Raw genomic sequence first — 19397 nt, 5'->3', positions numbered from 1 at the left:
GAAGGAGAATAAGTGCAGACTTCAAGCATCGAACTCAAGGTACTTGATGAGCGTCTAAACTCGTGGGGCCTGCCGAGATACCAGACTGCTATGTCTGCTGGCATCGACCTACATGCGTGCATTCCAGAGCCGCTGAGGATCGAGCCGCAAGCTCCTGCGGTGCTCGTTCCATCAGGGATCGCCGTCCTGATGAACAACCCGTTCATGGTTGGGTTCGTTTTAGCCCGCTCTGGGCTCGGGCATAAGAAGGGTCTCATCCTTGGTCAGTCGGTCGGCACGATAGACGCCGACTATGCGAACGAGATCTTCATTAGCGCTTGGCTGCGCACCACTCCAGGGTCTGAGCCGCTGACGATCCAACCTGGAGACCGTATCGCGCAACTTGTATTTGTTCCCATTCTGCGGCCAAGCTTCGAGGTAGTTACGGAATTCTCAGCGGAAACCGAGCGAGGGTTAGGTGGTTTTGGCTCAACTGGTATCTAGCTCAGCACTTCAGCTTCGAGCGCCTCTTTCCGCCTTCACTTGGAAAGCTCGCAAGCGATGACTGATCCGTTGAGGCACCCTTCCCGACATATATGTATTGCGAGCTCAAGGTGATCGTGATCAATCACGGCGCCGAGCCCTTCCCCATTTGCCGCGGCGAGCGCGGGTTTGAGTCCACAGGGCGGTGAGCCTCACCGACGAAGAACTCACCCGCTACAGTCGCCAGCTCGTCCTCCCGCAGATCGGCGGGCAAGGGCAGCAGCGACTCAAGGCAGCCAGCGTCTGCGTGGTGGGCGCGGGCGGCATCGGCTGCGCAGTTATTCCGGCGCTGGCGGGCGCGGGCATCGGCCGCCTGACGATCATCGACGGCGATGCGGTCGACCTCTCCAACCTCCATCGCCAGCCGCTGTACCGCTCGCGGGAGATCGGCGAACCCAAGGCCGCGCTGGCCGCGCAGTTCGTCCGCCGCTTCAACCCGTTCGTGGAGCTCCGTCCGGTCGAGCAGCGCGTCGAGCCGGGCAAAGCGGATGCGCTGCTGTCCGGCCACGACCTGATCCTGGACGGAACCGACAACTTCGCCACGCGCCTACTCGTCAGTGATACCGCCATTCACCTCGGCATCCCACTCCTGTCCGCCGCGGCGGCGCAGTTCCAGGGCCAGGTAGCCCTATGGCGCGGGCGACCGTGCTATCGCTGCTTCGTCGGGGAGGCATTCGACGCCGACGACTGCGACAACTGCGCGGAGCTCGGCGTGCTCGGCGCGCTCACCGGCACGGTCGGCAACTTCGCAGCCCTACTTGCCATCCGTGTGCTGGCGGGCGCCGGGGACGACCCTGCGGGCAAGCTCCACCTATTCGACGGACTCAGGGGCGAGTGGCGAACCATCCGGCTCCCGGCTGATCCACGATGCAAGGCGTGCGGCAGCGAGTCTTAGGCTTTCTTCTTCCGGGCCGGCGCCTTCTTGCCCTTGCCCTTAGCAGGCCCCTGCGCCGCCTTGGCATCGATCAGCGGCACCGCCTCCTCCAGCGTCACAGCCTTCGGATCGGCGCTTTTGGGCAGGGTGGCATGGGTGGTGCCGTCGGTCACGTAGGGCCCGAAGCGCCCCTCCATGACTTTCAGCTCCTTGCCCGTTTCCGGATGCGCGCCGAGCACCGCCAGCGGCTCCCGCGCCCCACCCCGCTGCCGCCCGCCGTTGTTTGCCGCATCCGCCAGCTTGGCGACCGCCGCGTTCATGCCGGTCTCGAACACCTCCGCGGTGCTCGTCAGCCGGGCGTACTTGCCCTGGTGCTGCAGGTAAGGGCCGTAACGGCCGATGCTCGCCACGATCGGCTCGCCCGTCTCCGGGTGGTTGCCGATCGGTCGCGGCAAGGTCAGCAGCTTCTCCGCCATGGTAAGATCCAGATCGCCTAGCGGCACATCCTTGGGGATCGAGGCTCGTTTGTCGCCCTGTTCGACGTACGGGCCGAACCGGCCCGACTTGAGCACGATGCCGTTGCCCAGTTCCTGCGGTCCGTCGTTGGCCGCTTCCTCGGCCCCGCCCTGCCCGAACTTCCGCGTGTACTTGCAATCGGGATAGTTGGAGCAGGCGACGAACGCGCCGAACTTGCCGCCGCGCAGCGCTAGCCGTCCGTTGCCGCAGTTCGGGCACAGCCGCGGGTCGCTGCCGTCGTCCTTGTCGGGGAAGAGGAAGGGCGACAGGAACTCGTCTAGCGCGGCGGTCACCTCCGAGGGCTTCTGCTCCATGACCTCGCCCGCCTTGGGCTTAAAGTCGCGCCAGAACGCCTCGAGCAGCTTTTGCCAGTCGAGCCGACCGCCCGACACATCGTCGAGCTCTTCTTCGAGCTCGGCGGTGTAGTCGTAGCTGACGTACTTGGGGAAGAAGCGCTCCAGGAAGGCGGTCACCAGCCGGCCGCTCTCCTCGGGGATGAAGCGGTTCTTCTCCAGCCGGACATACTCGCGGTCCTTGAGCGTCTGCAGCGTCGCTGCGTAAGTCGATGGCCGGCCGATGCCGAGCTCTTCCAGCCGCTTGACCAGGCTCGCCTCCGAGTAGCGCGGTGGCGGCTGGGTGAAGCTCTGCACCGCGTCGACGCCGAGCTTGGCCGGCGCGTCGCCGCGGGTGAGGTGGGGCATGCGCGCGCCCTCCTCATCCTCCGCCTTCTCGTCGCGGCCCTCCTCATAGAGCGCGAGGTAGCCGGGGAAGAGCACCACCTGTCCGGTCGCCCGCAGCGTCGCCCGGCCCGCCCCGTCCGTCAGCTCGACGGTGGTCCGCTCCAACCGCGCCGAAGCCATCTGGCTGGCGAGCGCGCGGTTGTAGACCAGCTCGTACAGCCGCGCATGGTCACCGCTCGCCGCCCTCGCCTTGGAGAAGTCGGTCGGCCGGATCGCTTCATGCGCTTCCTGCGCGTTCTTGGCCTTGGTCGCATAATGCCGCGGCTTGTCCGGCAGATAGCCGGCGTCGTAGCGGCTGGCGACCGCCTTGCGCGCGGCCGAGATCGCCTCGTCGGCCATCTGTACGCCGTCCGTCCGCATGTACGTGATCAGCCCGTCTTCATAGAGCTGCTGCGCCACCCGCATGGTGTGGCTGGCGGCAAAGCCCAGCTTGCGCGCGGCCTCCTGTTGCAGGGTCGAGGTGGTAAACGGCGGCGGCGGGTTCTTGCCAAGCGGCTTGGTCTCGACCGACGGCACGGTGAAGCGCCCGGCTTCTACCGCAGCCCTCGCCGTGTCCGCCGCGCCCTTGTCACCGATGCTCAGCCGGTCGATCTTCTGGCCGTCGAGCCCGACTAGCCGCGCAACGAAGCGCTGGCCGTCCTGCTCGAACTGCGCGCTGACCGTCCAATATTCCTGAGGTTTGAAGACCTCGATCTCGCGCTCTCGACCAACGATCAGCCGCAACGCCACCGACTGCACCCGCCCGGCCGACTTGGCGCCTGGCAGCTTGCGCCACAGGATCGGCGATAGAGTGAAGCCGACCAGATAGTCGAGCGCCCGTCGCGCGCGGTAGGCGTCGATGAGATCCTCGTCGAGCTGCCGCGGCCGGGCCATGGCTTCGGTCACCGCCGACTTGGTGATGGCGTTGAACGTCACCCGTTCGACCTGTTTAGGCAGGACCTTGCGTTTCCGCAGCACTTCCTGGACGTGCCAGCTGATCGCCTCCCCTTCCCGGTCCGGGTCGGTCGCCAGGATCAGTGCATCGGCCGTCTTGGCCTCGTCCGAGATCGCCTTCAGCTGCTTGGCCTTGTCCGGATAGGTTTCCCACTCCATCGCAAAACCCTGGTCGGGATCGACCGACCCGTCCTTGGGCGGCAGGTCGCGAACATGGCCATAGCTCGCCAGCACGCGGTGCCCGGCGCCCAGATATTTCTCGATGGTCTTCGCCTTGGCCGGCGACTCAACAACTACAAGCTTCACGATTGCCCCTCACGCATGCGTACGAGGGTGGGGATGGGCGGCGGCCGCCGTCAAGCGGGCTGAAGACTGACCTTGCCGCCGGCGTGCCGATCGATGCGGCCGGCGAGGTCGAGTTCGAGCAGCACCAGCTGCGCCGCACCGGCGGGTAGGCCCGACAGGCGGACGATCTCGTCGACCGGCGAGGGCGTGGGGCCGAGTAGCTCTTCGACCCGGCGGCGCTCAGAATCGCCCGGCTCGGTTGCAAGCTCCGGCGTGGCATGGGCGAATGGCGCTCGGGGCGAAGCTACACCGCCGCCGATCGGCCGGATGACCTCCAGCACGTCCGCGGCGTTCTGGACCAGCGTAGCGCCTTCGCGGATCAGCCCGTTGCAGCCCTGCGCCCGCGGATCGAGCGGGGAGCCGGGGACCGCCATCACCCCCCGCCCCATCTCGCCCGCCAGCCGCGCAGTGATCAGCGAGCCCGAGCGCGGCGCGGCCTCGACCACCACCGTGCCGGCGGAGAGGCCCGCGATGATCCGGTTGCGGTAAGGGAAGTGCCGCGCCCGCGGCTCGGTTCCCGGCGGCATCTCGGCGACCACCAGCCCGCGCTTGAACAAGCCCGCTGCCGTGGCTCGTTCTCGGGCGGGTAGAAGACGTCGATGCCGCCGGCGATCACGCCCACGGTACCGCTGTCGATCGCCCCACCATGCGCCGCCGAGTCGATGCCTCGCGCCAGGCCGGAGACCACCACCGCATCCTCGCGCCCCAGGTCGTAGGCGAGCTGGCGGGCGAAACGGCACGCTGCAGCGCTGGCATTGCGGGCGCCGACGATCGCCACCAACGGCCGGTCCAGCAACCGCGTATCGCCCGCGACGATCAGCAGCGGCGGCGCATCGTCGAGCTCGGCCAGCGCCCGCGGGTAGAGGCCTTGGCCGAGCACCAGCTAGCGCGCGCCGAGCCGCTCCACCTTGTCGACCTCGCGCCGGGCCTGGTCCTCGGAGAACAGCACGGGCGCTCGTCCCCGCCCACGGGCGGCGAGGTCCGGCACCGCGGCCAGCGCCGCTTCCGGACTGCCGAAGCGGGCGAGCAGCTAGCGAAAGGTGACGGGCCCGATGCTCTGACTGCGGATCAGCCGGATGCGGGCAAGCAGACCGCCTTCGTTCACTCCCTGGCGGCTCCTACGCGCGGCTCCGTGCCGGTGCGCAGCCGGGCGATGTTCGCCTTGTGCTTCCAGATGATGAGCAGGGCAAAGGCGGCCAGCAACGGTAGCAAGTCGGTGCGCCCGAGCACCGCTGCGCTGAGCGGGGCGCTCGCCGCGGCCGCGATGCCAGCCACCGAGCTGATGCGCAGGAGCAGAAGGGCAGCGATCCACACGGCCGCATAGATTGCACCCGCTGGCCAGAAGAGCGGGAGCAGCACACCCAGAAAGGTGGCAACGCCCTTCCCGCCCCGCATCCGCAGCCACACCGGGTAGAGGTGCCCGATCAGCGCTCCGGCGGCGGCGAAGTTTTCCATTCCGGGCAGCCAGCGCTGCGCGATCAGCACCGCCGCCGTCCCCTTGAGCGCGTCTAGCAGGAGCGTCACGGCCGCCAGCCCCTTGGATCCGGTCCGGAGCACGTTGGTGGCGCCGATGTTGCCGGAACCGACCGCGCGCAGGTCGCCCTTGCCCGCCAGCCGGGTCAGCAGCAGGCCGAACGGGATTGCGCCAAGGAAATAACCGATTGCCAACGCGATCAGCGCCGGCTGGGAGAGCGGGGACATGGCGCGGGGTGGTAGCAGATGGGTCAAGCGAGGCAATGTTGCTTCACGTGCCGGCAGCGGCCACAGCAATGTGGTGAACGCCGCCGCTCCCCTGCTGTTCTTCGATTCCGGTGTCGGCGGCCTGTCGGTGCTGGAGCCGACCCGGGTGCTGCTGCCGCAGGCGTCGATCGTCTATGTCGCGGACAGCGCGGCCTTCCCCTACGGCACCCGGACCGAGGGGGAGATCGCGGCCCGAGTGCCGGCGCTGCTCGGGCGTCTGGTCGAGCGCTACCATCCGCGCCTGGTGGTGATCGCCTGCAACACGGCGTCGACCATCGCACTGGAGCATGTCCGGGCGGCGCTGGAGATCCCGGTGGTGGGAACCGTTCCCGCGATCAAGCCGGCCGCCGAACTCTCCCGGAGCCGCGTCATCGGCGTGCTCGGCACGGAGGCAACCGTCCGGCAACCCTATGTCGACGACCTCGCCGCCCGGTTCGCGGCAGACTGCACCGTCATCCGTCACGGCTCGGCCGAGCTGGTGGCGCTGGCGGAGGACCGGCTGGCGGGCCGGCCGGTGTCCGGCGCGGCAGTGGCGGCCGCGGTCGAGCCGCTGGCGGCACGCGCCGACCTCGACGTGGTGGTGCTTGCCTGCACCCACTTCCCGCTGCTGGCGGCTGAGCTGGCCGCAGCCATGCCCAATGCGCGCCAGGTCGACGGCGGCGCCGGGATCGCGCGCCGGATCGCCTTCCTGACGCGGGGCCAACCCTGGTCCGACGACGCTCACGCCGACGTCGCCGTGTTCACCGGCGGCGCCCCGTCCGCTGGCCTCGTAACGGCCTTGTCGCACCACGGCCTGGAACGGGTGACGAGCCTGTGAAGAAATGCGAGTCGTTTGCAATGGCATTCGCGGGCCGCAATCGCTAAATGCGCCGCGAGCACGGGACTTCCTTGGATTACAACCGCATCTTCCAGGCAGCGATTGACAGGCTGCACAACGAGGGACGCTACCGCGTCTTCATCGATATCCTGCGTGAGCGCGGGCGGTACCCGAATGCCAAGTGCTTCGCCGGGCATAACGGTCCCAAGCCGATCACCGTGTGGTGCTCCAACGACTATCTCGGCATGGGCCAGCACCCGGCGGTGATCGCGGCCATGGAAGAAGCGCTGCACGATGTCGGCGCTGGGTCGGGCGGAACGCGCAACATCGGCGGCAACACCCACTACCATGTCCAGCTGGAGGGCGAACTCGCCGACCTCCACGGCAAGGAAGCGGCGCTGCTGTTCACCAGCGGCTACGTCTCGAACGAAGCTGCGCTGTCGACGCTGGGCAAGCTACTCCCGGGCTGCGTGATCTTCTCCGACGAGCTCAACCATGCGTCGATGATCGCCGGCATCCGGACCAGCGGCTGCGAGAAGCGGGTGTTCCGGCACAACGATCTCGAGCACCTTGAGGAGCTGCTGGCGGCCGAGGACGCCGACACCCCGAAGCTGATCGCGTTCGAGAGCGTCTACTCGATGGATGGCGACGTCGCCCCGATCGCCGCGATATGCGACCTCGCCGATCGCTACGGCGCGCTGACCTACCTCGACGAGGTGCATGCGGTCGGCATGTATGGCGAGCGCGGCGGCGGCATCTCGGAACGGGACGCAGTGGCCGGTCGGGTCACCATCATCGAAGGCACGCTCGGCAAGGCGTTCGGCGTGATGGGCGGTTACGTCGCGGCCGACCGCAACATAGTCGACTGCATCCGCAGCTACGCGCCGGGCTTCATCTTCACGACGTCGCTGTCCCCCGTGCTGGTCGCCGGCGCCCTTGCCTCCGTCCGCCACCTCAAGGCCTCGAACGAGGAGCGCCGGGCGCAGCAGGCCGCCGCCGCGATGCTCAAGGCCAAGTTCGCCGACGCCCGCCTGCCCGTGATGGACAGCTCCACCCACATCGTTCCGCTGCTGGTCGGCTGCCCGCTCAAGGCCAAGCGCATCAGCGACATCCTGCTCGCCGAGTACGGGCTCTACGTGCAGCCGATCAACTACCCCACCGTCCCCCGCGGCACCGAGCGCCTGCGCTTCACCCCGGGACCGTGGCACGACGAGGCCATGCAGGACGAGCTGACCGGCGCGCTGGTCGAGGTCTGGGACCGGCTGGAGCTCAAGGTGGCCGCCTGAGGTTCACATTCGGCACCTGCCAAAAGCGGTAAAGGGTGGTAAACAGCCTTCAGCGTAAGTTGAAGGGGGCCTTCTTGAGCGCATCCGTCACGGCATTGTTCAAGCCGCCAACCCGCCTCCGGCCGATCCCGGATAGCCCGGCGCGCTTGCTTCGGCCCCTCTGGATCTTGTGCTTCGGCCTAGCCGTGCTGACTGTCGTAGTGAGCACGATGTATGCGGTCCGCGCGAGCTACGCGATGGCACCGGTGATCACGGAGCACGGGCTGGAGACTCATGTAACGCCGGATGGCGAACTGTTCGTCAGAACGCTTCCCACGGCCGCGGCCCGACCTGCCGTGACCGTTGGCTCCAAGGTCCTTGCTTTCAACGGAAGACCTGTCTCGGGCGATCTCGTGGTCGACGATCTCGCCGATCTCCTCGGCAAATCGAAGAAGACCCAGCCGATCCTTACCCTTCGGCAGCCCGATGGGCGCCAAGTCCTTGTGTCGCTCCGACCGACCAAAGTCGAACGATCCGCTGCGGATGAGCAGAACCGCAACCTGCGGATCTGGACGCGGCTCGGGGCCGCGCTGCTGGCCTGCACGGCACTGCTGGCCTGCAGCCTGCTGCTTGCGCTGCGGCGGCCCAACGATCCGGTCGCCATGTTGCTGGCATTCGCGTTCGTCGGAATGGCCGCGTCGATCGACCCTGCCCTGCAGTTCTGGCTATGGACAAACAAGGCGCTCATGGTCGACCTGCTGGGCGGCATCTTCTTCTACCTGCTGCTGGTCGCACTTGCAGCGTTCCCCGACGGCGTCTTCGTTCCTCGCCTGCTGCGCTGGCTCATCCCGCTTGGGGTACCCTTGGCGGTTTTCGTCTCGGTGCCAGGCATCGATGAGGACCTGCAAGGCATCGTCGGGATCAGTCTCCTGCTGGCAGTATTGCTCAGCCAGATCGTCCGGTTCCGCAGGCAGGGTGCCGGGATCGCCCGCCAGCAGATCAAGTGGGCAGGCTTCGGCTTCGCTTCGGGCCTCTTGCTGATCTTCGCGGCCATGATCATGGCCGCTGCGATGGGTGACGATCCCAGCACCTACACGCCGTTCCGGAGCCTGTTGATCCTGGTGCTGTTCAGCACCGGCATGGCGGTCAAGGCCATCGGGCTGCTGGTCGCCCTGGTCCGCTTCCGGCTTTGGGAAGCGGACACGGTAATCACGCGCTCCGCGGCCTATGCCGTTGTGACGCTGATCGTCGGAGTGGTTTGGGCAGCCAGCTCCGACCTAGTTAAGCTCGTTATCACCGAAGTAATCGGGCGCGACAGCGAAGCCGGGGCGACGACTGTTGGCGCGATAATCGCCGCCGGCATCTTCGCGCCGACACAATCCGCGGTACTCGGCTGGACCCGCAAGCGGTTCGGCGGACCCATGGACCGGATCGAAGGCGCGGCGCAGAGGCTCAAGAGCTGGGGGCTGACCGAAACTCCGGCGGAGGTCGCCACCCGCGCGCTCAGCATCATCGAGGAAGCGGTTCATCCCGCGCAGGCGGCCGTGCTTCTCAACCTACCTGAAGGAACCGAGCTGGTGGCCGCCCGCAACGTCGAGTCCAAGGACGACCGCAGGCTATTGGAGCGGCTGACCCTTGCCGACGAGGCTGGGCCTGTGGGCGAGCTCCGTCTCGGTCGCCGCTCGGACGGCAACCGCTACAACCGCCAGGAGCTTGAGGCCGTTCGCCAGCTTGTCCCCCATCTGGCCGATGCCTTGCGGGTCGCCCGCGGTCGCCACTCGCGCGAAGCCATGCTCCAGCACCAGATCGAGTCCATGGCTGCCCGGCTTGCGCAACTGGAAGGCGGCACGCCCAAGCCAGCATGACCACCCATGCGGCTCTGGCGGAACCGGGCCGCTTGGACTAGGGCATTGCCATGCGCATCGCCCTTGCCGCCGACCATGCCGGGTTCGCCCTGAAGGACGAGCTTGTTCGCTGGTTGCGCGAGGACGGGCATGAGGTGAGCGACTTCGGCACCAATGGGCCGGACAGCGTCGACTATCCCCAGTTCGGCAGCCGCCTGGCCGAGGCGGTCGCTGCTGGCGCGGCGGACCGCGGCATCGCGGTGTGCGGCTCGGGCATCGGCATCTCCATCGCCGTCAACCGCAATCCGGCCTGCCGTTGCGCTCGGGTGGACGATCCCTTGTCAGCAGCTCTTGCCCGCGAGCACAACGATGCCAATGTCATCGCCATCGGGGCGAGGCTCGTCGGCGGCGACATGGCGCGGGCCATCGTTGCGGCCTTTCTCGGCACCGATTTCGCCGGCGGGCGCCACCAGCGCCGAGTCGATATGCTTTCACTTGACCTGCAGGACAGCGACTGATGGCCACCGTTGCCAAGCTCCACGACGCCCAGCCCGATGGCTTCTTCACCCGCACGCTCGCCGATGCCGATCCGGCGATCGCGGACGCAATCGGCTCCGAGCTCACCCGCGAGCAAACGCAGATCGAGCTGATCGCGTCGGAGAACATCGTTTCGCGCGCCGTGCTGGAGGCGCAGGGCTCCGTCCTCACCAACAAATATGCGGAAGGCTATCCCGGCCGCCGCTACTACCAGGGCTGTGGCCCGTCGGACGCGGTGGAGCAGCTGGCCATCGACCGGGCCAAGCAGCTGTTCGGGTGCCGCTTCGCCAACGTCCAGCCTCATTCGGGCGCCCAGGCCAACGGCGCCGTCATGCTGGCGCTGGCCAAGCCGGGCGACACCATCCTGGGCATGAGCCTGGCCGCCGGCGGGCACCTCACCCACGGCGCGCCGCCCGCCCAGTCGGGCAAGTGGTTCAACGCGGTGCAATACGGTGTCCGCCCCGACGATCACCTGGTCGACTTCGACGAAGTCGAGCGGCTCGCTGCGGAGCACAAGCCTCGCATCCTGATCGCCGGCGGCTCGGCCTACCCGCGCCACCTCGACTTCGCCCGCTTTCGCGCGATCGCCGACAGCGTCGGCGCGACCTTCATGGTCGACATGGCGCATTTCGCCGGCCTGGTCGCGGCGGGCGAGCACCCCTCGCCCTTCGGGCACGCCCATGTGGTCACCACCACCACCCACAAGACGCTGCGGGGGCCACGCGGAGGCATGGTGCTGACCGACGACGAGGCGATCGCCAAGAAGATCAACTCGGCGGTCTTCCCTGGCCTTCAGGGCGGTCCGCTGATGCACGTCATCGCGGCCAAGGCCGTGGCCTTCGGCGAAGCGCTGCGGCCCGACTTCAAGCTCTACTCCAAGGCGGTGGTTGCCAACGCCCGGACGCTCGCCAACCGTCTCGGGGAGCGCGGTGCCGACCTGGTCGCGGGCGGCACCGACACGCACTTGGCGCTGGTCGATCTCCGTCCACTGGGGCTGACCGGCCGTGACGCCGACGAAAGCCTCGAGCGCGCGGGCATCACCTGCAACAAGAACGGCGTTCCATTTGACCCGCTGCCGCCCATGAAGACCAGCGGCATCCGCGTCGGCTCCCCCGCCGGCACTACGCGCGGCTTCGGCGAAGCGGAGTTCCGCGACATCGCCGACATGGTGGCCGACGTGCTGGACGGCCTGAAGGCGAATGGCTTGGAGGGCAACGCGGAGATCGAGCGCCAGGTCAACGGCCGGGTCCGTGAGCTGTGCGCGCGCTTCCCCATCTATAGCTGATGCGCTGCCCCTTTTGCGCCCATGAGGACAGCCAGGTGAAGGACAGCCGCTCGTCGGAGGACGGGGCGGCGATCCGGCGGCGGCGCCAATGCGAAGGCTGCGGCGCCCGTTTCACCACCTTTGAGCGCGTTCAGTTGCGCGACCTTGTGGTCGTCAAGAAGGACGGCAAGCGCGAGGCCTTCGACCGCCGCAAGCTGGAACGCGCCGTTGCCCTCGCCTGCCGCAAGCGCGATATCGCGCCTGACCGGATCGAGCGACTGGTCAGCGGCATCCAGCGCCAGCTCGAAACCCGCGGCGACGAGGTCCGCACGGAGGCGATCGGCGAGGCGGTGATGGCCGGCCTCAAGGCCCTGGACCATGTCGCCTACATTCGCTTCGCCAGCATCTACAAGGACTTCAGCGAGGCAAGCGACTTCGCGGAGATCGCGGGCGAGGTCGGGGAAGCAGGCGAACAGCTCGTGTCCGCGCCGCCGCCTGATCGCTCCGACAAGCTGCTCTGATGGAGCCGCCGCCTCCCGTCATCGTCCTCGTGCGTCCCCAGCTCGGCCAGAACATCGGCAAGGCGGCGCGGGCCATGCTGAACTTCGGCCTGACCGAACTCAGGCTGGTCGCGCCCCGCGATGGCTGGCCCAACCCAGAGGCGGGACCGGCTGCGAGCGGGGCGGATATCGTCCTTGAACGGGCGCAGCTGTTCGACACGGTGGCGGAGGCGGTAGCGGATTGCAGCCTGGTCCTCGCGTCCACCGTCCGCCGCCGCGAGCTGGTCATTCCGGTTGTCGGGCCGGAAGAGATGGCGGTGCGCATCGGCAGCAACCCGGGGCGGTCGGCGATCTTGTTCGGGCCCGAGCGCTCGGGCCTGGCAACCGAGGAAGCGGCGCAGGCCCATGCGATCGTTACCGTACCCATCAATCCGGAGTTTGGTTCCGTGAACCTAGCGCAGGCGGTAATTCTCCTTGCCTACGAATGGTCGCGGTCGCAAAGGTTGGCTCAGCCCACAGCGCGAGAAGCGGAGCCGCCTGCGGCTCACGGCGAAGTCGACGGCCTGATCGGGCAACTCGAAGGGGCCCTGAACTCGGCCGGCTACTTCCATCCGCCCGAGCGAACGCAGGCGACGCGGAACACCATCCGGACGATCTTCACCAAGACCGGTTGGTCCAGTCGGGAGATCAAGGCGGTACGCGGGATACTGCGCGCCTTGTCGTCGCCCCGAATTCGGCCGGATGGTTGCGAGTAGCTGAGGTTCGATAGAGCGCCGTACGGTTCGGCAAACGGCCGCTAGCATGTTGCTATTTCACGGCCTCAGGATAAGCTTTCCAGGCAAACTTGGAAGGTCCGCGACATGCTCTTTGTCTCATTGCTGTTTGCCGCCCAGTCCGTGCAGGGACAAGCAACTGCAGCGGCCAAGCCATCCGCCTCGCCTGACAAGGTAGTTTGCAAGCGTGATGCTGACGTTGATACACGCATTGCACGCCGAGTATGTCGAACGCAGGCCGAATGGGACGAAATAGCCAGGGAGACGCGGGCCGACCTGCAGAGCTCACGGAACGATCGTCAGGTCGCTCCAAATTGAGACCTTCGCGGGAAGGTTCAACTAGCGCCGGCTAGCGCGGTCGAACACGCCAAGTTCATAGGCGATCGAAGTTTCGATCAGATCTTCATACAGGCGCGCTGCCAATTTGTGGTCAATCCCGGCCTCTCGCGCGGAGGCATCCACGTTGGCGAGCACGTCGGCCTTGCGTTTTTCGTCGCGCACCGCGCTCCGCTCCGGTTTGATCCGCGCCGCAGCGTCCATGTAGCCGAAGCGACGGGCGATCAGGGCGACGATGCGGCGATCGACCTCATCCACCCCTGCGCGAACCTCGATCATGGTGGTGCAATCGGCAGGGTCCCGGACGTCCGTCATGCCTCGTCTCTGCCCGCCCGACCTTGACCTTCGCAAGTGCGAAAGCTATCGGCGCGTCATCGCAATTGACCCCGCACCCTCGGTGAAGCGGTGGTCCTGCCCGGTCTCCCGATCGACGTAGCGCGGCTCCGAGGACGCAAAGCTCTTCCCGAAAAGTGGGAACCGGTTTTCGGACAAGAAGAGCGACAACAGAGACTCGAACGCAATTGGAGTTAACAGATGTCGAAGCGCACCAGCGCCAAGTATAAGCTCGACCGCCGCATGGGCGAGAACGTCTTCGGTCGTCCGAAGAGCCCGGTCAACCGCCGCGAGTACGGCCCCGGACAGCACGGCCAGCGCCGCAAGAGCAAGATGTCCGACTTCGGCATCCAGCTCCGTGCCAAGCAGAAGCTCAAGGGCTACTATGGCGACGTTACCGAGAAGCAGTTCAAGAAGACCTTCTTCGAGGCCAGCCGGATGAAGGGCGACGCTTCGCAGAACCTCATCGGCCTGCTCGAGCGGCGGCTGGACATGATCGTCTACCGCGCCAAGTTCGCCCCGACGATCTGGGCTGCGCGCCAGCTGGTCAGCCACGGCCACGTCCGCGTGAACGGGGTCAAGTGCAACATCGCCTCGCGGCGGGTGAACGTCGGCGAGGTGATCGAGCTCGGCCCCAAGGCGCAGGAAATGGCGCTGGTGATGGAAGCGCAGAGCCTCGCTGAGCGCGACATCCCCGAGTACGTCGTTGCCGACGGCACGGCCAAGGTAACCTTCAATCGCGTGCCCACGCTAGACGAGGTGCCCTACCCTGTCCGGATGGAACCGAACCTGGTTGTCGAGTTCTACAGCCGGTAAGCGGCAACCGCACCGCTGGAGTATGGAGGGGCGGCTTCGTGAGAGGTCGCCCTTTCTCGTGTCGCAGTAGCCCGACGCTTGTAGTTGGGCTGTCACTCTCCTGATGCCACAAGGGAAAAACAGTGCTTCGACATACTCGGCACATGCGGGGCTTTGGGGCTCAGCGATGATCGTTCGACTTCCCCCGCCCGAGTGGGCGCCGCACCAGGCGATGTGGATCGGCTTCCCGAGCGATCCCGAACTCTGGCTGGACGATCTCGGGCCGGCCCAAGCCGAAGTGGCGGAGCTCGCCCGGGCGTTGCACGCGAACGGTCGTGGCGAAGAGATCCGGCTGGTGGCGGCGAACGAGAGCGCGGCGGAGGTCGCCAGCCAGCTCGCGCCGTTCGCCAGCGTGCTGCCAGAGCCGTTCGGGGACGTCTGGCTGCGCGACACCGGACCGATCGTCACGGGCTCGCGCGCCGAGCGGTGGGCCCAGGGCTTCGGCTTCAACGGCTGGGGCGGCAAGTACGACCTGCCCGGCGACGACAGCATCGGCGAGCGACTCGCCACTACCGCCGAGCTGCCCTATGCCAAGGCCGGCTGGGTGCTTGAAGGCGGCGCGATCGAGGGCGACGGAACGGGCACGGTGCTCACCACCGAGCAGTGCCTGCTCAATCCCAACCGCAATCCCGATCTCGGACGCCAGGAGATCGGGGAACTGCTCGCCCGCGACCTTGGCTTTGAGCGGGTCGTCTGGCTCGGCGACGGATTGCTCAACGACCATACGGACGGCCACGTCGACAATCTCGCCCGCTTCGTTGCGCCCGGACGTGTCGCGTTGCCGGTGGCCGGGGCTGATGATCCTAATGCCGCCGTGTACGCCGATGCCGCGGCGCGGCTGCGGGCGGCCGGGCTTGAGGTCGTGCCCCTGCCCTCCCCCGGCCGGGTCGAGCGCGGGGGCGAGATCATCCCGGCAAGCTATATGAACTTCCTGATTGGCAACGCCGCCGTGGTCGTGCCGATCTACGGTGCAACGAACGACGAGGCGGCCGTCCGCGTGGTGCAGCAGCTCTTCCCCGACCGGCTGGCAATCGGCCTGAGCGCCGACCATATCCTCACCGGCGGGGGCAGCTTCCACTGCATCAGCCAGCAAATCCCGGCCTGAGGACGCCATGACCAAGATCACCGTCGCTGCCCTGCAGCTCGCGTTTAGCGAGGACACGGCGGCCAACATCCGCAACGTGTCCGACTTGGTTCGCGAGGCGGCTGGCAAAGGCGCCGACGTGGTGCTGCCGCCCGAGCTGTTCGAAGGTCCCTATTTTTGCCGGGTGGAGGACGAAGGCCTGTTCGCGACCGCCAAGCCCACGGCCGAGCACCTGTCCGTGCTCGCAATGCAGCAGCTCGCGGCCGAGCTGAACATCTGGATCCCGACCAGCTTCTTCGAGGCGGACGGGCCGCACCATTACAACTCGCTGGCGATGGTCGGTCCGGACGGCAAGGTCGCAGGCGTTTACCGCAAGAGCCACATCCCCGACGGCCCGGGGTATGAGGAGAAGTTCTACTTCCGCCCGGGCAACACCGGCTTCAAGGTGTGGAAGGCGGCACAGACCACGCTGGGCGTCGGCGTCTGCTGGGACCAATGGTACCCGGAGACCGCTCGCGCAATGATGTTGATGGGCGCGGAGATCCTCTTCTACCCGACCGCGATCGGCTCCGAGCCGCACGATCCCGACCTCGACACCTCGCGGCTGTGGCGCCGCGCGATGGTCGGCCATGCGGTCAGCAACGTTGTTCCGGTGGTAGCGGCCAATCGCATCGGCACCGAGTGCGGCCAGCGCTTCTATGGGCACAGCTTCATCTGCGACGAACGCGGCGACATGGCTGCGGAGTTCGGCGCGGATGAGACGGGCGTGCTGGTGGCGGAGCTCGACATCGCCCAGGCCCGCCGCCACCGCGCCGCCTTCGGCTTCTTCCGCGACCGGAGGCCGGAGCTGTATGGGCGGCTCGTGGAAGACGTTTGATGCGGACCGCCGCTGCGCTCCTTGCTGCCATGGCACTGACCGCTTCCATGCCGGCCGGCGCGCAACCGCAGCAAACCGTGGCTGCCGAGGAGGCAGAGAAGCAGGCGATCCGGCAGGTGATCGCGCGCATGCAGGCGGCGTGGAACCGCGGCGACTTTCGGGGCTACATGGAAGGGTTCGCCAATCCGGACGTGATCTTCGTATCCAAGGGCCGGTTTCAGCGTGACTGGCAGGGCACGCTCGACCACTACGTCCGCGACTATGGCGGCTCGCCAGAGCGCCGCGGGCAACTCCGCTTCTTTGACATCCGGGTCGAGATGCTGGCTCCGGACGCGGCGCAACTGATCAGCCGCTACCGGCTCGACCGGCCGGAGGACCCGCAGGACGGCGTCAACACCCGGCTGATGCGCAAGCGCGGCGGTCGCTGGGTCATCTGGCTGAACCACGTCTCCTCGGCGGAGCCGCCGCGCGAGAAGACTCGGTCCGTCGGAGCAGGTCGGCGAGTTCGTTCTTCCAGAACCTCGCCCAGGTATGGGTCGAGTGTCCTCGCGTCTCGTCAGTCGCCTTGATCAGCACGTAACGCGCGTTCGGCAGCCGCGCTGCCGCCTTCTCGGCGATGCCATAATCCGAAGGATTAATGAAATCGTCGCTGCTGTTCACCCAAGTGGTGGGCACGCGGATGCGCTCCAGCGCGCCCGAAGGATCATAGTCGTAGGAAGCGGCGAGCTGGTAGATGAGGTCGTTGGCGTCGCGCGTCGGAATGTCCTTCGCAATCCGCTCGGCGATGTAGGCGTCGGCCGCTTCCGGAGTAGCGTAGGCTTTCTGCAGGTAGAGCGGCGCGAAGCCCGCGACCTGCAGCAGGCTGACCGCGGTGCGCAGTCCCTGGACGGGCTGGGTGCGGTACTCCCCGCCTTGCCAGGCCGGGTCGGCCTTGATCCCGTCGATCGCTGCACGACGCCACATGCGGTTGTGCCCGGCGATCCGCACCGGCAGACAGGCCATCGGCATCATCGCCCGAAGCCGCTCAGGGTAGCGCGCACCCCAGACGAAGCCGTGCATGCAGCCCATGGAGGTGCCCATTAGCAGGCGCAGCCGACCGACGCCCAGGCGATCAAGCAGCCCACGCTGCGCCTCGACCATGTCGGCATAGTTGTACGACGGGAAGCGCATCCTCGGCCCGTCGCTCGGCTTGGCGGAGCCGTCATGGCCGATGTTGTCGGGCAGAATCAAATAATAGCGGCGCAGGTCCAGCGGCTGGCCGGGGCCGAACAGCTCGTCCGCGAATTGCGGCTGGAGGAACTGCTTGCCGCTTCCGCCCGTGCCGTGAAGCACCATGACGGCGTTAGCGATCCGCCCGATCCGGTCGCGCCGCGGCGTGCCAAGCGTCAGGTGGCGAAGCTTCAGCTCTGGCAGGACCTTGCCGTCGTTGAACCGGAAGTTGCGGAGGATGACGGTGCCTTCCTTCGCCTGTCCCGTGTAGTCCGCCGCGAGAACGGGCGCCGCAAGAAACAGGGCGAAGAAGGCGCAAAGCAGTCGCATCAGGCAAACTCCTCAGGCCGCCGACCAGCCACAGCCAGCGCCCGCTCGAACACGCGTTCGAACATCGGGGCGTCGAGCTTGCCCGTGTTCTGGTTGTAGCGCGAGCTATGATAGCTCGACAGCAGCACGCGGCCGTCCGGCGCGACAACCTCAGCCGCGTGCCCGAACTTGGCGGCGCTCGGCTTCATCCCCAGCGCACGCACCGCGGCGACGTGCGCGATCTGGCCCAGCGCGACCAGCACCCGCACCGTCGGCAGCTCGGTCAACGCGGCCTCGAAGTAAGTTCGGCAGGTGGCGATCTCGCTCGGCTCCGGCTTGTTGGCGGGCGGCAGGCACTTGACCGAGTTCAGGATCACGGCGCCTTTGAGCTGCAGGCTGTCAGCGGGATCGGCGCGGTATTCCCCTTCGGCCAGCCCGTACTTCAGCAAAGTCGCGTAAAGCAGCTCGCCCGCATAGTCGCCGGTGAACGGCCGGCCGGTGCGATTTGCGCCATGCTTGCCAGGCGCAAGGCCCACTACCGCGAGCCACGCCTGTGGATCCCCCCATGCCGGCACCGGAGCATTCCACCAGCCTGGATGTTCGGCGCGGCATTCCTCGCGAAATCGTACCAGGCGCGGGCACAAAGGGCAGTCGCGCGGCGCTTCGGCTTGAGGGACCGGGGACAGGGTGGCGGGCGCGCAGCAAAGCATCGGCCACTCATACCCGCAGCCCTGCGCTTGTCGAAGAGCTGCCTTTCCCCTTACCGCCCTGACGGGGGAGAACCGTCCTTCGCCAAGCTCAGGACTGCGGGATTCTTGACCGAACAGGCCCATATCTATGCCATTGCGATCGGCTCCAACCGCCCGCACGGGCGGCACGGGCGGCCGGCTGAGGTCGTGCAGGCCGCCATTGCCGAGCTCGACCGGCGCTTCGGCCTGTTCGCCGCCTCCCCCATGATGCTCAACCCGGCAAGCGGTGGAGCCGGGCGCGACTTCGCCAACGCGGCCGCGGTGATCGAGACGGAGCTGGAGCCGGCGGCGCTCCTCGCTGAGCTGAAGCAGCTCGAGGGGGAGTTCGGCCGCCGCCCCGGCCGCCGCTGGGCAGCACGGGTGCTCGATCTTGACGTCCTCTTGTGGAGCGGCGGGCACTTCCGCTCCCGCCATCTCACGATCCCTCATCCCCGCCTGCCCGACCGGCGGTTCGTGCTGCAGCCACTGCTGGCGATCGCACCCAGCTGGCGAGTGGCCGGCACGCAAACGCCGCGCCATCTCGCTCATCGCCTTGCCCGCTGCCGCCCGCGGAGCTAGGGCGAGCGGCAGTGGGCCGTTAGCTCAGTCGGTAGAGCAGCTGACTTTTAATCAGCGGGTCGCTGGTTCGAACCCAGCACGGCTCACCACCTTTTCAAATACTTAGACCTACCGACACTTACTGCGAAGTTCCTTAAGGTAACGGACTAGGTAACAGATAGTGGTTTGCAGGGCTTGTTCACTAGGGTTGCTGTTGTACCCAGCCGGAGAAGCGACCCATGAACGACAACGACGAAGCCAAGCAGGACGCGCTCTTCCGATCGAGAGGGGCGGTACGAAGACGGCTGCGTGTGGCGTGCAGCAACGAGGGTCGGGAGGCCTGGTGCCGGAACTTGTGCCCTGCGGATGAAGTGGCTGTGGTGATGAGCCAGTGGCTGAAGTCAGCCGGCTACCAGGAGCGAGATCCCTGTACGCCGA

The 19397-nt window shown here is 67.1% G+C and carries 21 protein-coding genes, 1 tRNA gene and 2 pseudogenes; 16 read left to right on the top strand and 8 right to left on the bottom strand.

The window, feature by feature from the left end; all coding sequences use genetic code 11:
* Positions 1-12: 12 nt before the first annotated feature.
* Positions 13-483, top strand: coding sequence for a dUTP diphosphatase (dut, locus tag QZX62_RS03145; RefSeq protein ID WP_294172062.1), 471 nt, complete (start codon positions 13-15; stop codon positions 481-483).
* A gap of 184 nt (positions 484-667) precedes the next feature.
* Positions 668-1417, top strand: a complete 750-nt coding sequence (locus QZX62_RS03140) for a HesA/MoeB/ThiF family protein (RefSeq protein WP_294172061.1) — start codon at positions 668-670, stop codon at positions 1415-1417.
* Here QZX62_RS03140 and topA read toward each other — a convergent pair.
* The 5 genes and pseudogenes from topA to plsY all read right to left on the bottom strand — a co-directional run bounded on the left by topA (position 1414) and on the right by plsY (position 5631).
* Positions 1414-3891, bottom strand: coding sequence for a type I DNA topoisomerase (topA, locus tag QZX62_RS03135; protein ID WP_294172060.1), 2478 nt, complete (start codon positions 3889-3891; stop codon positions 1414-1416). The genes QZX62_RS03140 and topA overlap by 4 nt on opposite strands.
* Before the next feature lie 50 nt (positions 3892-3941).
* On the bottom strand, positions 3942-4304 hold the full coding sequence (locus QZX62_RS03130) for a hypothetical protein (protein WP_294172115.1): 363 nt from the start codon (positions 4302-4304) through the stop codon (positions 3942-3944).
* Positions 4284-4810, bottom strand: a pseudogene (locus tag QZX62_RS03125) (DNA-processing protein DprA); the annotation flags it as partial. The pseudogene QZX62_RS03125 and the gene QZX62_RS03130, both read right to left, overlap by 21 nt.
* A 3-nt stretch (positions 4811-4813) precedes the next feature.
* Positions 4814-4918 (bottom strand): hypothetical protein, encoded by a 105-nt coding sequence (locus tag QZX62_RS11825; protein ID WP_366926177.1) that lies wholly within the window; start codon positions 4916-4918, stop codon positions 4814-4816.
* 113 nt (positions 4919-5031) lie between these two features.
* Entirely contained in the window at positions 5032-5631 is a 600-nt protein-coding gene (gene plsY / locus QZX62_RS03120) for a glycerol-3-phosphate 1-O-acyltransferase PlsY (protein WP_294172058.1), read from the bottom strand.
* 73 nt (positions 5632-5704) lie between these two features.
* Here plsY and murI point away from each other — a divergent pair, with 73 nt between their 5' ends.
* From murI to QZX62_RS03085, 7 genes are all read left to right on the top strand, one after another.
* Entirely contained in the window at positions 5705-6487 is a 783-nt protein-coding gene (murI, locus tag QZX62_RS03115; protein WP_294172057.1) for a glutamate racemase, read from the top strand.
* Positions 6488-6558: 71 nt separating this feature from the next.
* Entirely contained in the window at positions 6559-7773 is a 1215-nt protein-coding gene (hemA, locus tag QZX62_RS03110) for a 5-aminolevulinate synthase (RefSeq protein WP_294172055.1), read from the top strand.
* A gap of 200 nt (positions 7774-7973) precedes the next feature.
* A complete protein-coding gene (locus QZX62_RS03105; protein WP_294172053.1) occupies positions 7974-9617 on the top strand; it encodes a hypothetical protein in 1644 nt (547 codons plus the stop codon).
* A gap of 50 nt (positions 9618-9667) precedes the next feature.
* On the top strand, positions 9668-10114 hold the full coding sequence (gene rpiB / locus QZX62_RS03100; protein ID WP_294172052.1) for a ribose 5-phosphate isomerase B: 447 nt from the start codon (positions 9668-9670) through the stop codon (positions 10112-10114).
* Positions 10114-11418, top strand: a complete 1305-nt coding sequence (locus tag QZX62_RS03095) for a serine hydroxymethyltransferase (RefSeq protein WP_294172050.1) — start codon at positions 10114-10116, stop codon at positions 11416-11418. Before rpiB ends, QZX62_RS03095 begins: the two co-directional genes overlap by 1 nt.
* Complete coding sequence (gene nrdR / locus QZX62_RS03090; RefSeq protein ID WP_294172049.1) at positions 11418-11918, top strand: transcriptional regulator NrdR; 501 nt, start codon at positions 11418-11420, stop codon at positions 11916-11918. The genes QZX62_RS03095 and nrdR overlap by 1 nt, the downstream gene beginning before the upstream one ends.
* The gene (locus QZX62_RS03085) at positions 11918-12652 is read left to right on the top strand and encodes an RNA methyltransferase (RefSeq protein WP_294172047.1); all 735 of its coding nucleotides are present in this window, start codon (positions 11918-11920) and stop codon (positions 12650-12652) included. The genes nrdR and QZX62_RS03085 overlap by 1 nt, the downstream gene beginning before the upstream one ends.
* A gap of 357 nt (positions 12653-13009) precedes the next feature.
* Here the strand turns inward: QZX62_RS03085 and QZX62_RS03080 are convergent, their stop codons facing one another.
* Positions 13010-13285 carry a chorismate mutase gene (locus QZX62_RS03080; RefSeq protein WP_294172046.1) on the bottom strand — a complete coding sequence of 92 codons (276 nt, stop codon included), beginning with the start codon at positions 13283-13285 and terminating at the stop codon, positions 13010-13012.
* A gap of 255 nt (positions 13286-13540) precedes the next feature.
* Here QZX62_RS03080 and rpsD point away from each other — a divergent pair, with 255 nt between their 5' ends.
* The 4 genes and pseudogenes from rpsD to QZX62_RS03060 form a co-directional block, all read left to right on the top strand.
* Positions 13541-14155, top strand: coding sequence for a 30S ribosomal protein S4 (rpsD, locus tag QZX62_RS03075; protein ID WP_294170286.1), 615 nt, complete (start codon positions 13541-13543; stop codon positions 14153-14155).
* A 166-nt stretch (positions 14156-14321) separates the two neighbouring features.
* Positions 14322-15299, top strand: a complete 978-nt coding sequence (locus QZX62_RS03070) for an agmatine deiminase family protein (protein WP_294172045.1) — start codon at positions 14322-14324, stop codon at positions 15297-15299.
* Positions 15300-15306: 7 nt separating this feature from the next.
* Positions 15307-16155 (top strand): N-carbamoylputrescine amidase, encoded by an 849-nt coding sequence (gene aguB, locus QZX62_RS03065; RefSeq protein WP_294172044.1) that lies wholly within the window; start codon positions 15307-15309, stop codon positions 16153-16155.
* A 47-nt stretch (positions 16156-16202) separates the two neighbouring features.
* A pseudogene (locus QZX62_RS03060) lies at positions 16203-16619 on the top strand (nuclear transport factor 2 family protein); the annotation flags it as partial.
* On the opposite strand, the gene QZX62_RS03055 reads toward QZX62_RS03060, so the two are convergent.
* The gene (locus tag QZX62_RS03055; protein WP_294172043.1) at positions 16585-17694 is read right to left on the bottom strand and encodes an alpha/beta fold hydrolase; all 1110 of its coding nucleotides are present in this window, start codon (positions 17692-17694) and stop codon (positions 16585-16587) included. The pseudogene QZX62_RS03060 and the gene QZX62_RS03055 sit on opposite strands and share 35 nt — an antisense overlap.
* Positions 17694-18383 carry a uracil-DNA glycosylase gene (locus QZX62_RS03050; protein WP_294172042.1) on the bottom strand — a complete coding sequence of 230 codons (690 nt, stop codon included), beginning with the start codon at positions 18381-18383 and terminating at the stop codon, positions 17694-17696. The genes QZX62_RS03055 and QZX62_RS03050 overlap by 1 nt, the downstream gene beginning before the upstream one ends.
* A 105-nt stretch (positions 18384-18488) precedes the next feature.
* Between QZX62_RS03050 and folK the strand changes: the two genes are divergently transcribed.
* The 3 genes from folK to QZX62_RS03035 form a co-directional block, all read left to right on the top strand.
* Entirely contained in the window at positions 18489-18980 is a 492-nt protein-coding gene (folK, locus tag QZX62_RS03045; RefSeq protein WP_294172041.1) for a 2-amino-4-hydroxy-6-hydroxymethyldihydropteridine diphosphokinase, read from the top strand.
* A gap of 13 nt (positions 18981-18993) precedes the next feature.
* Positions 18994-19069: transfer RNA gene (locus tag QZX62_RS03040), tRNA-Lys, on the top strand.
* Between the two features lie 129 nt (positions 19070-19198).
* Positions 19199-19397, top strand: a 199-nt coding sequence (locus QZX62_RS03035; RefSeq protein ID WP_294172039.1) for a hypothetical protein, incomplete at its 3' end; no start/stop codon positions are given.

The organism is uncultured Sphingomonas sp., assembly GCF_902806265.1.
GTDB lineage: Bacteria > Pseudomonadota > Alphaproteobacteria > Sphingomonadales > Sphingomonadaceae > Sphingomicrobium.
Note: the sequence above shows the minus strand (reverse complement) of the source record. Positions and strands in the feature narration are given on the sequence as shown.

Excerpts from the sequence above, each read along its gene's own strand:
- QZX62_RS03050 (WP_294172042.1), bottom strand. The coding sequence starts at position 18,383 with ATGCTTTGCTGCGCGCCCGCCACCCTGTCCCCGGTCCCTCAAGCCGAA.
- QZX62_RS03070 (WP_294172045.1), top strand. The coding sequence starts at position 14,322 with ATGATCGTTCGACTTCCCCCGCCCGAGTGGGCGCCGCACCAGGCGATG.
- aguB (WP_294172044.1), top strand. The coding sequence starts at position 15,307 with ATGACCAAGATCACCGTCGCTGCCCTGCAGCTCGCGTTTAGCGAGGAC.
- QZX62_RS03085 (WP_294172047.1), top strand. The coding sequence starts at position 11,918 with ATGGAGCCGCCGCCTCCCGTCATCGTCCTCGTGCGTCCCCAGCTCGGC.
- nrdR (WP_294172049.1), top strand. The coding sequence starts at position 11,418 with ATGCGCTGCCCCTTTTGCGCCCATGAGGACAGCCAGGTGAAGGACAGC.
- QZX62_RS03095 (WP_294172050.1), top strand. The coding sequence starts at position 10,114 with ATGGCCACCGTTGCCAAGCTCCACGACGCCCAGCCCGATGGCTTCTTC.
- plsY (WP_294172058.1), bottom strand. The coding sequence starts at position 5,631 with ATGTCCCCGCTCTCCCAGCCGGCGCTGATCGCGTTGGCAATCGGTTAT.
- rpiB (WP_294172052.1), top strand. The coding sequence starts at position 9,668 with ATGCGCATCGCCCTTGCCGCCGACCATGCCGGGTTCGCCCTGAAGGAC.
- QZX62_RS03055 (WP_294172043.1), bottom strand. The coding sequence starts at position 17,694 with ATGCGACTGCTTTGCGCCTTCTTCGCCCTGTTTCTTGCGGCGCCCGTT.
- rpsD (WP_294170286.1), top strand. The coding sequence starts at position 13,541 with ATGTCGAAGCGCACCAGCGCCAAGTATAAGCTCGACCGCCGCATGGGC.
- QZX62_RS03130 (WP_294172115.1), bottom strand. The coding sequence starts at position 4,304 with ATGGCGGTCCCCGGCTCCCCGCTCGATCCGCGGGCGCAGGGCTGCAAC.
- QZX62_RS03080 (WP_294172046.1), bottom strand. The coding sequence starts at position 13,285 with ATGATCGAGGTTCGCGCAGGGGTGGATGAGGTCGATCGCCGCATCGTC.